Origin of the sequence: Sedimentitalea sp. XS_ASV28 (assembly GCF_041224545.1) — a bacterium.
Classification (GTDB): domain Bacteria; phylum Pseudomonadota; class Alphaproteobacteria; order Rhodobacterales; family Rhodobacteraceae; genus Sedimentitalea.
This window is the reverse complement of record NZ_JBGFGP010000087.1, coordinates 83,606-96,311: the sequence shown is the minus strand read 5'-3', so window position 1 is coordinate 96,311 and position 12,706 is coordinate 83,606. Positions and strand designations below refer to the sequence as shown.

The following is a 12,706-nucleotide window of genomic DNA, read 5'->3' as shown; positions in this document are numbered from 1 at the left end:
TCCACCCGATCTGCCCGTTGCAAGCCCGCACCCTCTGGGTGATCCATAAAACGCGCCCCTCGCAGCCTTCAACACCATGTTTTATATAGGAAATATAATGGTCAGGACAGCGAAATCAGCGCCTTACTTGGGAAATGTGGGATGACATCACTGCGCCGGGGAAACTGAGATGGATCTCGTACTCGTCAATCTGATCGACGGGCTTGTGACCGGATTGCTTCTGTTCATGCTGTCCGCAGGCCTGACATTGATTTTTTCGATGATGGGGGTTCTGAATTTCGCCCATGCCAGCTTTTACATGCTGGGGGCGTATTTCGCCTATCAGATCAGCACGTACATGGGGTTCTGGATGGGGCTTCTGATTGCTCCGATCATCGTCGGAATCGCCGGTGCCGGCATCGAACGCTATGGTCTGCGCAGGGTGCATCAATACGGGCACGTTCCGGAACTGATCTTTACCTTCGGGCTTGCGTTGCTGATCGAGGAAGTCGTGCAGTTCATCTGGGGCAAGAGCCAGATGCCGTATGAGCCGCCGGAAATCCTGCAATTCACGCTGTTCTCGATCTCGGGCAATGCAATTCCGGCCTACAAGGTCTTCATGATCTTCGTTTCGATCTCGATCTTCCTGGCGCTGCTCTACGTGCTCACCCGAACCCGCGTCGGCATGGTGATCCAGGCCGCGCTGAGCTATCCGAAAACGGTCGAGGCGTTGGGGCACAACGTGCCGCTGGTCTTCATGGGGGTGTTCGGCGTCGGCACGGCGCTGGCCGGTCTGGCCGGTGTCATTGCCGGCCCGGTGCTGGGCACGTTCCCTGGCATGGCATTCCTGCTCGGCTCGATCGTGTTCGTGACAATCGTGATTGGCGGTCTGGGGTCGTTGTGGGGGGCGCTGGTGGCATCGCTGCTGATCGGCTGGATCACCACCTTTGCCGCCAGCTACAACGTGGCGATGGCGGATGTCCTGATCGCCATGGGCTTTGAGCGGCCCGTCGACCTGTCAGAGAGCCCCTGGCGAGACCTGTGGTCGCTGACACTGCCGCAGATCGGACCGATCCTGCCCTATCTCCTGATGGTGCTGATCCTTGTGTTCCGCCCCTATGGCCTGTTCGGAAAGCGCGACGTATGAGCGACACAGCAAGCAATAACGGCACCGCGCGGCGGGGCGGATCCCCTCTGGGTGCGGCAACGCCCTGGATCGTCTCGATCATCATCCTGGCGATCATCCCGTCCGTCTTCACCTCCAACAGCGCCATCACGATCATGAACCAGATGGCGATCACGATCGTTTTCGCGCTCGCCTACAACATGTTGCTGGGGCAGGGCGGCATGCTGTCCTTCGGGCACGCGGTATATATGGGCGTCGGCGGGTTCATGTGCGTGCACATCATGAACTATGTCGAGGATTACAGCCTGCCGCTGCCGTTGCCGGTGCTGCCGCTCTTCGGAGGGCTGTTCGGGCTCGGGCTCGCCACCATTGTCGGCTCCTTCTCCACCCGCAAGGCGGGCACCGTCTTTGCCATGATCTCGCTCGGCGTGGGGGAATTGATCGCCGCCTGTTCGGTCATCATCGTGGCGTTCTTCGGCGGCGAAGAGGGGGTCAGCGGCGACCGCACCTATGGGCTGCCGTTCTTCGGGATCGAGTTTCTGCACCAGATCGAGGTCTACTATCTCATCGCCTTCTGGCTTCTGCTCTCGGCATTGCTGATGTTCCTCTATTCCCGCACCCCGATCGGCCGCATGGCCAACGCGGTGCGTGACAATCCGGAACGCGCGGAGTTCCTCGGCTATTCGGCCCGCTGGGTGCGGTTCTTTTCCTTCTGCGCGTCGGGCTTCTTTGCCGGGATCGCGGGCGGACTTTTTGCCATCAACTACGAAATCCTGACCGAAGAAAACCTGAACCTCGTGCAATCGGGCAGCATCCTTCTGATCACCTTCCTGGGCGGGGTCGGCTACTTTTTCGGACCGATCATCGGCGCGGTGGTCTTTACCCTGCTGCAAACGGTGCTCAGCCTCGAAACCGAACTCTGGCAGCTTTATGTCGGGGCGCTGTTCGTGGCGACGGTGATGTATTTTCCCGGTGGGCTGGCCGGCATCCTGATGATGCACATGCCGGCGATACGGATGGGCAAGGCCGGGCTGCTGGTGATGCCCTATATCAAGACCGTGCTGCCCGCGATCATCGGAACACTTGGCCTCGCGGCACTGATCGAGACCATCTTTCACATCCGTCACGCCGCCACCGGCGATGAGGAAATGACCCTGTTCTGGACGACATTCAACAGCCATTCGGTTTTGCCCTGGCTGGTCATGATCCTTGTCACCGTAACCGGATTCTGGCTGACCCGACGCAACCTGCCCGAGCTGCGCCGCGCATGGCACGAGGCCAACACCATCGAGGGGAGCCCGTCATGAGCAACGCAACACCGGCGCTCCAGATCGACGATTTGCGCAAGAGTTTCGGCAAGGCCGAGATCATCCGGGGTGTGAACCTGACGATCGGGCGTGGCGAGCGCCACGCGGTGATCGGCCCCAACGGCGCGGGAAAATCGACCCTGTTCAACCTGATCACCGGCCGTTTTCCGTCAAGCGGCGGCAAGGTGCGGCTGCACGGCAATGACCTGACAGGGCTGGCCCCGTTCCAGATCAACCGGATGGGGCTGAGCCGGTCGTTCCAGATCACCAATATCTTCCCGAACATGAGCGTGTTCGAGAACGTGCGCTGCTCGTTGCTCTGGAGCCGGGGCTACAAATACTCGTTCTGGCATATCGTCAGCAAATCCCGTGAGCTCACCGAGGCGGCGGATGCGGTGCTTGAACAGATCAACCTGACGGAACGGCGCGACCTGCCGGCGGGCATGCTCTCATATGCCGAGCAGCGCGCGCTCGAGATCGGCATCACGATGGCGGGCGGCGCGGATGTCATCATGCTGGATGAACCGACCGCCGGGATGAGTCATTCGGAAACCGACTATATCATGGACCTGATCCGGCAGGTGACCGAGAACAAGACCTTGATCATGGTGGAGCATGACATGGGCGTGGTATTCGGGCTGGCCGACTATATCTCGGTGCTTGTCTATGGCGAGATCATCGCCACCGGTCGACCCGAAGAGGTCCGTGCCAACCCCAAGGTTCAAGAGGCGTATCTTGGCGCCGCACTGGAGGCCGAGCACTGATATGCTGGAAGTCGAAAATCTTCATGCCTTCTACGGCAAGTCGCACATCCTGCAAGGGGTCAACATGAACATCCAGGAGGGCGAGATCGTCGCGCTTCTGGGGCGAAACGGCGTGGGTCGGTCGACCACCTGCAAAGCGATCATGGGCGAGGTGCCGCCGCGCGGGTCGGTACGGTTCAAGGGGCAGGAACTCGCCGGCAAGAAAGCGTTCGAAGTCGCAAATCTCGGTCTGGGATACGTGCCGGAAAACCGCGATATCTTTCCCGGTCTCACCACCCGGCAAAACCTCATCCTCGGTCTCAAACCGGGACAAAAGGACGGAAGCGGCCGCTGGTCGATGCAGGATATGTTCGATCTGTTCGAAAATCTCAGAAACCGCGCCGATGTCGAGGCGTCGGTGCTGTCGGGCGGCGAACAGCAGATGCTGACTATGTGCCGGACCCTGATGGGGGATCCGGATTTCATCATGATCGACGAGCCGACCGAGGGGTTGTCGCCCCAGATGACGCAGAAGGTCGCCGAACTGTTGCAGGAAATCGCCCGGCGCGGCATTGCCACTTTGCTTGTCGAACAAAAGCTCGCCATCGCCATGGATATTGCGCATCGCGTCTATGTCATGGGCCACGGCCATGTGGTGTTCGAAGGCACCCCCGACGAATTGCGGGCGCGCGATGACGTGCGCAAGGAGTGGCTCGAAGTCTGAGCACGCGGCATCGCGGCAATTGTCATGTGGCAGAGACAGCTCCTTGATTTTTCCCGCTTTTGCCCGTTGCGATTTGGCGGCCAAGGCGCATAAATTCCGGGTAGGTGGCCCGGTTTTCGTCGGGCTGTGAAGGGAGACCCGAGCATAAAGATCACGACAACGGTGTTTCAGAAACCTGCCTGCGGCGCAGTCCGTGATCGTATCGAACATGCGATGACGCACCGGGGCAACGCGCCCTCTGGCGGCTGGTTCAATGATGAAAGTGTTGCCGCGATGAAACGGATGATTGGATAACCTGTCCGCACGCGGACATGAATGTACTTGGAAAGGCGAACTGAGATGCAGACCATCAAACCGCAGGATGCGGGTTTTGACAGTGACCGTCTGAGCCGGATCTCGGCGTGGATGGATCGCTATGTCGAAGATTGCAAATATCCCGGTTCTTCGCTTCTGATCGCGCGCGGTGGCCAGGAGGTCTATTTCAATGCGAGCGGTCGCCGGAACATCGCCGCCGACCTGCCGTTCGAGCGGGACACGGTGGCCCGAATCTATTCGATGACCAAGCCGATCACCACCGTGGCTGCCATGACACTGGTAGAGCAGGGGGTGTTTCACCTTGATGCGCCTGTTTCCGAGTTTCTGCCCGCGTTCCGCGACATGACCGCCCTTGTGCCGGGTGCCGAGCGGCTGGATCAGGTGGAACCCTGCGCCAGCCCGACCATTCATCAATTGATGACCCATACAAGCGGGCTCAGCTATCCGTTCAATCCCGGCGTGTTGTCGCGCGAAATGGACGAGCAGAAAATCATGTTCGGCCCGAACCAGGGCAGGCTCGCGGATATGGCCGACCGGCTCGGAGAACTGCCGCTGGCCTTCCGGCCGGGAACACGGTGGGAATATTCGGTCGGTATCGACGTGCTCGGGCGGGTGATCGAGGTCGTGTCCGGTCAATCGCTGGATCGGTTCCTTGCCGATACCATCCTTGATCCGCTCGGGATGACCGAAACCCGGTTTCGCGTGCCCGAAGGGACCGGCAACCGGTTTGCATCGCTCTATACCCCGCTTGCGGGCAGCGCGATGGACCTGAATGCGGTCGAGAAGAGCGCCGACCCCCTGCGGCTGACGGACGAGGCGGGGTCCTCGCCCTTTGAAACGGCCGAGATGTACTCCGGGGGCGGTGGGCTGGTCGGGACCATCGACGACTACATGGCTTTCGTCGAAATGCTGCGTCGCGGTGGCGCTTTTGACGGCGGTCGAATCCTGTCGCCCCACACGCTTGGCTTCATGATGCGCAATCATCTGCCCGGCGATATCGCCTCGATGGGGCCGCAGAGCTTTGCGGAACAACCGATGGAAGGCATGGGCTTTGGCCTTGGCGGGTCGGTGGTCCTGGACCCCGGTCGCGTGCGCAGCCCGGGCAGCATCGGCGATTTCAGCTGGGGCGGCATGGCATCGACATTCTTCTGGATCGACCCGGTTCTGGACCTGTCGGTGGTGCTTTTTACCCAGCTTTCGCCCTCAAGCTCTTATCCCGCGCGGCCGCAACTCAAGGCGCTGGTGCATGGGGCGCTGGTCCGATGACGGCGGCGCGACCGATCCTCTGGCAACCGACAGCCGCACAGGCCGAGGGTTCCCGAATGGCCGCGTTCATCCGTTGGCTGGCTGAGACCCGCGATCTGACATTCACCGATTACAACGCGCTCTGGACGTGGAGCATTTCCGATCTCGATGGCTTCTGGTCGGCGATCTGGGAGTATTTCGACATGCGCTCCAGCACGCCCTATGATGCGGTTCTGCAAGACCGGGCGATGCCCGGCGCGGTCTGGTTTCCCGGCGCCCATCTGAACTTTGCCGAACACATCCTGCGCAACGCGACAATCAAGCCGGACAGCACCGCGCTGATCGTACAGTCGGAAACCTTTGGCGAGACACGGATGAGCTGGTCGGAACTGTCAAGACAGGTCGCCAGCGTCGCCGAGCATTTCCGCGCCATGGGGGTGGGGCAGGGCGATCGCGTTGTCGCCGTGCTGCCCAACACGGAAACCGCGATGATCGCGTTCCTCGCCAGCGCCAGCATCGGAGCGATCTGGTCGCTTTGCGCGCCGGACATGGGGCATGTGGCGATCCTTGACCGGTTCCGGCAGATCGAACCCAAGCTGTTGATTGCGCAGGATGGTTATGTGCATGGCGGCAAGACCATCGACCGGCGGGAAGTGCTGAATGAAATCGCAACCGGTTTGCCAACGCTGGAGCAGGCGGTCTGGATACCGGTGGTCGGCACGCTGCCCGCGGGCGGCGTTGCATGGTCGGATCTGACCGATGGCGACGCGGACCCGGATTTCGCGCAGGTGCCGTTCGACCATCCGCTCTGGATCGTCTATTCCTCGGGGACGACCGGCAATCCGAAACCCATCGTTCACGGGCATGGCGGTGTTTTGCTCGAAGGGGCCAAGCAATCGCTGCATCAGGATCTCGGGGCCGATGACCGGTTCTGCTGGTTCACCTCGTCGGGCTGGATCATGTGGAATGCGCAGATGACGCCGCTGGCACGCGGTGCAACCGTTGCGCTGTTTGACGGCGCGCCCAACCATCCCGACCTGCTCGAACTCTGGCGATTTGCCGACCGGCATGACCTGACGGTCTTTGGCGCCGGTGCGGCCTTTGTAACCGCCTGTATCAAGGCGGGTATCCGCCCCGGCGACGTGCTCGACCTTGGCCACCTTCGCGCGATTGGCGTGACCGGATCACCGTTGACGGCGGATGGCTATGACTGGGTCTATGATGCGGTCAAATCCGATATATGGCTTGCGCCGTTCTCGGGTGGCACCGATCTTGCCGGGGCGTTTGTCGGTGGCAACCCGATGCTGCCGGTGCGCGCGGGCGAGATGCAATGCCGGTTTCTCGGCAACGCGGTCCGGGCCTATGACGAGGCGGGCAACGATCTGATCGGGCAGGTGGGTGAACTTGTCTGTACCGAACCGCTCCCCTCGATGCCGCTGTTTTTCTGGGGTGACGAGGATGGTTCGCGGCTGCGCGACAGCTATTACGATACCTATCCGGGGGTCTGGCGCCACGGGGACTGGATCGAGATCACGGAGGAAGGGGGCGCCATCATCTATGGCCGCTCGGACGCCACGATCAACCGCAAGGGTCAACGCATGGGCAGTGCCGAGATCTATCAGGCGGTCGAGGCGCTGCCCGAGGTGACGGATTCGCTGGTTGTCGATCTCGAATACCTGGGACGTGAGAGCTTCATGCCGCTGTTTGTCGTCTTGGCCGAGGGAGAAACCCTGACCGACACGTTGCGCGCACGCATCGATGCGGCCATCACGCGCTCGGTCTCGGCCCGGTTTCGCCCCAATGACATTGTCGAGATTGCCGAGGTTCCACGTACCTTGTCCGGCAAAAAGCTGGAAGTACCGGTCAAAAAAGTGTTGTTGGGCGGTGATCCGGAGAAAGTGGTCAATCGTGATTCCATGGTCAACCCGGACAGCTTTGATGCGTTCATCGCCTATGCACGTTCGCGGGCGTGAACCCAGATCGAAAAAGGAACAGAGCGCATGACGGGTGTCGGAGAAGAATTGCTGAACCTGCTGGATGTCGAGCAACTCGAAGTCGACCTGTTCCGCGGCATCGGGTCGGGCGGAGAAACCACGACGCGCATCTTTGGCGGGCAGGTGATCGCGCAGGCGCTGGCGGCGGCCTACAAGACCGTGCCGGATCGGCTCTGTCACTCGTTGCATGCCTATTTCATCCGGCCCGGCGACCCGTCGATCCCGGTGATCTACAGTGTTGACCGCGCGCGCGACGGCGGCAGCTTTACCACGCGCCGGGTTGTCGCGATCCAGCACGGGCGGCAGATCCTGAACATGTCGGCGTCGTTTCACGTTGCCGAAGAAGGCTGGGATTACCAGCATCCGATGCCGGATATCGAGGGCCCCGACGGGCTGTTGTCCCATGCCGAGCGCCGCAACGAATTCGCTGACCAGATCCCCGAAAAGCTCCGTTCGGATTTCCTGCGCCCGCGTCCCATCGAGATCCGCGAAGTCGCGCCGCGCGATTTCCTTGCGCCGGAGCCGGCGGATGACGTGAACCACATCTGGTTCCGGATGCCCGACGCCAGGGGAACCGACCGCAAGACGGAACATGTTCTGCTGGCCTATGCCTCGGACATGTATCTTCTGGGCTCGTCGCTGCGCCCGCATGGTCTGACCTGGTTTCAGGGCCGGACGATGACGGCCAGCCTGGACCATGCCATGTGGTTTCATGCCCCGATCCAGTTCGAGGACTGGCATCTTTATTCCATGGACGCGCCGTTTACCGGCGGCGCGCGCGGGTTCAATCGCGGCTCGATCTATCGGCAGGACGGCACGTTGGTTGCCAGCGTGGCGCAGGAGGGTCTGATGCGCCCGTTGCGCAAACCGTCCGAATGAGCGATGCGCGGCGATATCCCAACTGGACTCCGGGCATCGAACTGCGCGAGGACTGGCTCGCCTCTGTCCGCGAGGAGATCATCGATCCCGACCGCGAAATTGTCGATCCGCACCATCACCTGTGGCGGCACGGCGATGCGATCTATGAACTGGACGCGCTGCACGCCGATACGGGCGCCGGACACAACGTGGTCCAGACCGTCTATGTCGAGTGCCGCTCGTATTACGACGCGAACGCCGAACCCGCCTTCCGGCCGGTCGGTGAAACCGCCCATGTCGCGGCGCTTGCGGCATCCATCCCTGCGGAAAGGGCACAGATTGCCGGGATCATTGCCCATGCGGACCTGCGCCGGCCTGACCTGCAGGATATCCTTGATGCGCATGTCGACGCGGGGCAGGGGCGCTTGGTCGGCATTCGGCATTCCGGTGCCTGTGACAGCGAACCCGAAAAGCTGATGATACCGGGCCGCGCGGACGCCGGGCTGTATGCAGATCCGGATTTCCGGCGTGGCCTTGCCCAACTGGGCGAGCGTGGTCTGACCTATGACACGTGGCATTATCATCATCAGGCCGACGCATTCCTGTCGCTCGCGAGGGCTGTGCCCGGTACGACGCTGGTGCTCGACCATTTTGGAACACCGCTGGGTGTCGGGCGGTTTGCCGGTCGGCGGGATGCCATTTTTGAACAATGGCAAAAAGACATGGCGGCGCTGGCAAACTGCCCCAATGTGATCGCCAAGCTCGGCGGGTTTTCCATGCCGGACAATGGCTGGAACTGGCAGACCCGCGCGCAACCTCCTTCGTCAGACGAATTCGTGGACGCGCAGGGCGCATGGTATCAGCACATGATCGCGTGTTTCGGCGCGGACCGCTGCATGTTCGAAAGCAACTTTCCGGTTGACCGCGTATCGCTGGGCTATGGCGTATTGTGGAACGCGTTCAAAAAGATCGCGGCGCTTCACGACGATGATGCACAGGCCCGCATGTTCGCGGGCACTGCGCGCGACGTTTACGGATTGCCGTCATTGCCATAGATGCGATTGAGCTTGCGCATCCCGCCAATCCAGCGGTCGTAGTTTTCCGTCTTCGCCCGCATGTAGCCCAATACTTCGGGATGCGGCAGCACGAGAAAGGTCTCGTTGCGGATGGCCTCGACACAGGCCTCGGCAACCGCTTCGGGCTCGAGCATCCCGTCCAGAGCCGCGACCGACTCCTCGTGGCCACGCGTCATTTCGCTGCGCACCGCCTGCGGACACAGCACGGAGACACGAATGCCCTGATCGCCGTGACTGAGCGCCAGCCACTCCGCCAGACCCACGGCGGCGTGCTTGGTGACCCCGTAAGGCGCAGCGCCGACCTGGTTCAGCAATCCGGCGGCCGAGGCGGTGTTCAACAGGTATCCGCCGCCGCGTTCGATCATGCGAGGCAGCAGATGGCGGGCCGCCCAGACATGGGACATCACGTTGACATCCCATATCTTTTGCCAGTCGTCGTTGGAGACCTCCATGCCTCCCGCAGTGAGGATTCCGGCGTTGGAACAGAACAGGTCAATCGGGCCGATATCGCTTTCGACCCGCTCGATCAGCGCCGCGATGTCGCCCTCGCGCCCGACATTCACCGCAAACGCCACGCCGTCGATCTGTTCGGCGGTTTCAATGGCTCCGTTCAGGTTGAGATCGGCGCAAATCACGCTCTTGGCACCTTCGGCGGCGAACCGCAGCGCCAGCGCGCGACCGATGCCACTGGCCGCGCCGGTCACGACAATGATCTTGTCCTTCAACTCCATGATCTTGTCCTCATGTCCACATGTTGGAACCGCCACAGACCGTGAGCGCCTGACCGGTCATGTAGCGGCTCGCGTTTGACGCAAGAAATACCGCAAGCCCTTCGAAATCATCGGGTTCCCCCAGACGACGCAACGGTATCTCCTTGCGGATACGCTCTTCGACCTCTGGCTTGTCCCAGAGTTCGCGCGCGAAATCGGTCTTGACAAGTCCCGGACAGATGGCGTTCACGCGGATGCCCGCGGGCCCGAGTTCGGCCGCAAGATTGCGCACGAGACCGATCAGCGCCAGCTTGGACATATTATAGGTTCCAAGGGTCGTTGACGGCTTGAAGGCTCCAATGGAACTGGTGAACATCATCGAGCCGCCGCCGGCCTGTTCCATGTCCGGTGCCACCATACGTGCCAGCCACAGGTTCGATTGCACGTTCGCGGCCATGGTTTTTTCATAGGCATCGTCGGGAATGTCCGAGATCGGCCCGAAATACGGGTTCACACCGGCATTTCCGACCAGGATGTCAACCGGGCCGGCGCGGTCACGGGCGGTGTCCACAAGCGCCTGCAACTGCTCTTTCGAGCCGATGTTGCAGGCCACCGGGATGGCACGGTCAGAGCCGGTCGCCGCATTGATCCCGGCCGCCGCGACATCAAGCTGCTCCTGCTTGCGCGCGGCGATCACCACCGTGGCGCCGTGGCGGGCGAGGGCGGTTGCCATATGCAGCCCCATGCCCTTGGAGGCCCCGGTGAGCACCGCGACCCTGCCAGTCAAATCAAAGAGATCCGCCATGATGCTCACGGCCCCTCGAACATGCGGCCCTGCGACTGGCTCCTGCCGTCGGATTTGCGGTGGTTGGAGTTCTGGAAATCCTTGACCTCGGCACGCGCAACCACGTGATGATGCACCTCGTCGGGTCCGTCCGCAAAGCGCAGGGTTCGCTGACCGGTATACATCTCCGACAGCGGCGACCATTGGGAAATGCCCGTCGCGCCATGTACCTGCATCGCCTGATCGATGATCTGGCAGACCTTTTCAGGCACCATCGCCTTGATCATGCTAACCCAGATGCGTGCTTCCTTGTTGCCCAGCACATCCATCGCCCGCGCGGCCTTGAGGACCATCAGGCGCATGGCCTCGATTTCGATCCGCATCCGCGAGACGGTCTCCATGTTCTTGCCCAGATCGATGATCTTCTTGCCGAATGCCTCGCGCGACAGGCCCCGTCCGATCAGCAGGTCGAGCGCCTTTTCCGCCTGACCGATCGAACGCATGCAGTGGTGGATGCGGCCCGGGCCAAGGCGCACCTGACTGATCTCGAAGCCGCGACCTTCGCCCCAGAGCATGTTGGAGGCCGGGACCCGCACGTTGTTCAGCCTGATATGCATGTGCCCGTGCGGCGCGTCGTCATGGCCGAACACGCACATCGGGCCGACGATCTCGACACCCGGCGTGTCCATCGGGACCAGAATCTGGCTTTGCTGACGAAAGGTCTCGGCCTCGGGCGAGGTCTTGACCATGCAGATCATGATCTTGCAACGCGGATCACCGGCGCCGGAAATGTAATATTTCTCGCCATTTATGACCCATTCATCACCTTCGAGAACCGCACTTGTCGAGATGTTGCGCGCATCCGAGCTGGCCACATCCGGCTCGGTCATCGCAAAACAGGACCGTATTTCGCCCGCCAGCAGCGGTTTGAGCCATCGGTCCTTTTGCTCTTCCGTTCCGACCCGCTCCAGAACCTCCATGTTGCCGGTGTCGGGCGCGGAACAGTTCAATGTCTCGGGCGCCAGCGGGTTCTTGCCCAGTTCCGCAGCGATATAGGCGTAATCCAGGTTCGACAGTCCTTCGCCGGTTTCGGCGTTCGGCAGGAAAAAGTTCCACAGGCCGGCTTCGCGCGCCTTGTTCTTGGCACCATCGAGCAATTCCAACTGTCCCGGCGCATATGACCACCGGTCGCTGCGACCTTCGCCCAGCCGAAAGAACTCGTCCGTTATCGGATCGACATTCTCGCGGATGTGCTTGATGACCGCCGCCAGCAACGGCTTGGCCTTGTCCGACATCTCCAGATTGTTCAGCTCCAGTGGCGTATTGTCGTGGACCATGTGGTCTTCCTTTCATTTTGCTGTGCGGCAGGGGGTGGCGCTTTCAAATAGATGCGGTTTCCTGCGATCTCTTCTGAATTGCGTTTAGTGCAATCAAATAGCGCATTGATTTCATGACCTATAAATTTTCGCGTGGCGTCATCAGGAGTCTGGCCGCATGTGCCGTCCAGAACGACGGATCCGAGATCCCGCACGCTCGTGACCCGGAACGCGCCGGTGAAAGTGAAAGCGCGCAGACTGTGAATCACGCATGTCGTTTCCTCCCAATACCCGAGTCTCGATATCGCGACTCCAAGGGTTGGGTAACGTTAGACCGAATTCTCCGGGCTTCCAACCGATACCGCAGGACGAAACACCGTTTCGCAGGATCATAAGGCAACTGGAACTAGCATGCGCACAGTTATATTTACATAATACTGATTATAAGACTAAGCGATGCGCACAGGGGCGCGCTACTTTGAAGTGCGAGGTTCCCCTGTCTTCGGCAGACCAGACCGCGCCGCAGGAT

At 61.1% G+C, this 12,706-nt stretch carries 12 protein-coding genes; 8 read left to right on the top strand and 4 right to left on the bottom strand.

What is annotated here, in order from left to right; translation table 11 throughout:
- Window positions 1–169: 169 nt before the first annotated feature.
- The 8 genes from AB9K34_RS04450 (at window position 170) to AB9K34_RS04415 (ending at window position 9,346) form a co-directional block, all read left to right on the top strand.
- Window positions 170–1,126: a branched-chain amino acid ABC transporter permease gene (locus AB9K34_RS04450; protein WP_369953229.1), complete on the top strand. Its 957-nt coding sequence runs from the start codon at window positions 170–172 to the stop codon at window positions 1,124–1,126.
- Entirely contained in the window at window positions 1,123–2,412 is a 1,290-nt protein-coding gene (locus AB9K34_RS04445; protein ID WP_369953228.1) for a branched-chain amino acid ABC transporter permease, read from the top strand. The genes AB9K34_RS04450 and AB9K34_RS04445 overlap by 4 nt, the downstream gene beginning before the upstream one ends.
- A complete protein-coding gene (locus tag AB9K34_RS04440; protein WP_369953227.1) occupies window positions 2,409–3,176 on the top strand; it encodes an ABC transporter ATP-binding protein in 768 nt (255 codons plus the stop codon). Before AB9K34_RS04445 ends, AB9K34_RS04440 begins: the two co-directional genes overlap by 4 nt.
- Before the next feature lies 1 nt (window position 3,177).
- Window positions 3,178–3,879 (top strand): ABC transporter ATP-binding protein, encoded by a 702-nt coding sequence (locus AB9K34_RS04435; protein WP_369953226.1) that lies wholly within the window; start codon window positions 3,178–3,180, stop codon window positions 3,877–3,879.
- Between the two features lie 339 nt (window positions 3,880–4,218).
- The gene (locus AB9K34_RS04430; protein WP_369953225.1) at window positions 4,219–5,460 is read left to right on the top strand and encodes a serine hydrolase domain-containing protein; all 1,242 of its coding nucleotides are present in this window, start codon (window positions 4,219–4,221) and stop codon (window positions 5,458–5,460) included.
- Window positions 5,457–7,412 carry an acetoacetate--CoA ligase gene (locus AB9K34_RS04425; protein WP_369953224.1) on the top strand — a complete coding sequence of 652 codons (1,956 nt, stop codon included), beginning with the start codon at window positions 5,457–5,459 and terminating at the stop codon, window positions 7,410–7,412. The genes AB9K34_RS04430 and AB9K34_RS04425 overlap by 4 nt, the downstream gene beginning before the upstream one ends.
- 27 nt (window positions 7,413–7,439) lie before the next feature.
- On the top strand, window positions 7,440–8,312 hold the full coding sequence (locus AB9K34_RS04420; protein ID WP_369953223.1) for an acyl-CoA thioesterase: 873 nt from the start codon (window positions 7,440–7,442) through the stop codon (window positions 8,310–8,312).
- The gene (locus AB9K34_RS04415; RefSeq protein ID WP_369953222.1) at window positions 8,309–9,346 is read left to right on the top strand and encodes an amidohydrolase; all 1,038 of its coding nucleotides are present in this window, start codon (window positions 8,309–8,311) and stop codon (window positions 9,344–9,346) included. Before AB9K34_RS04420 ends, AB9K34_RS04415 begins: the two co-directional genes overlap by 4 nt.
- On the opposite strand, the gene AB9K34_RS04410 is transcribed toward AB9K34_RS04415, so the two are convergent.
- Genes AB9K34_RS04410 through AB9K34_RS04395 form a run of 4 tightly spaced genes read right to left on the bottom strand, consistent with a single transcriptional unit; the run spans window position 9,322 to window position 12,446 of the window.
- Window positions 9,322–10,098, bottom strand: coding sequence for an SDR family oxidoreductase (locus AB9K34_RS04410; protein ID WP_369953221.1), 777 nt, complete (start codon window positions 10,096–10,098; stop codon window positions 9,322–9,324). The two genes, AB9K34_RS04415 and AB9K34_RS04410, sit on opposite strands and share 25 nt — an antisense overlap.
- A gap of 10 nt (window positions 10,099–10,108) precedes the next feature.
- Complete coding sequence (locus tag AB9K34_RS04405) at window positions 10,109–10,882, bottom strand: SDR family NAD(P)-dependent oxidoreductase (protein ID WP_369953220.1); 774 nt, start codon at window positions 10,880–10,882, stop codon at window positions 10,109–10,111.
- A gap of 5 nt (window positions 10,883–10,887) precedes the next feature.
- Window positions 10,888–12,198 carry an acyl-CoA dehydrogenase family protein gene (locus AB9K34_RS04400; protein WP_369953219.1) on the bottom strand — a complete coding sequence of 437 codons (1,311 nt, stop codon included), beginning with the start codon at window positions 12,196–12,198 and terminating at the stop codon, window positions 10,888–10,890.
- Window positions 12,168–12,446 (bottom strand): hypothetical protein, encoded by a 279-nt coding sequence (locus tag AB9K34_RS04395; RefSeq protein ID WP_369953218.1) that lies wholly within the window; start codon window positions 12,444–12,446, stop codon window positions 12,168–12,170. Before AB9K34_RS04395 ends, AB9K34_RS04400 begins: the two co-directional genes overlap by 31 nt.
- Window positions 12,447–12,706: the final 260 nt, after the last annotated feature.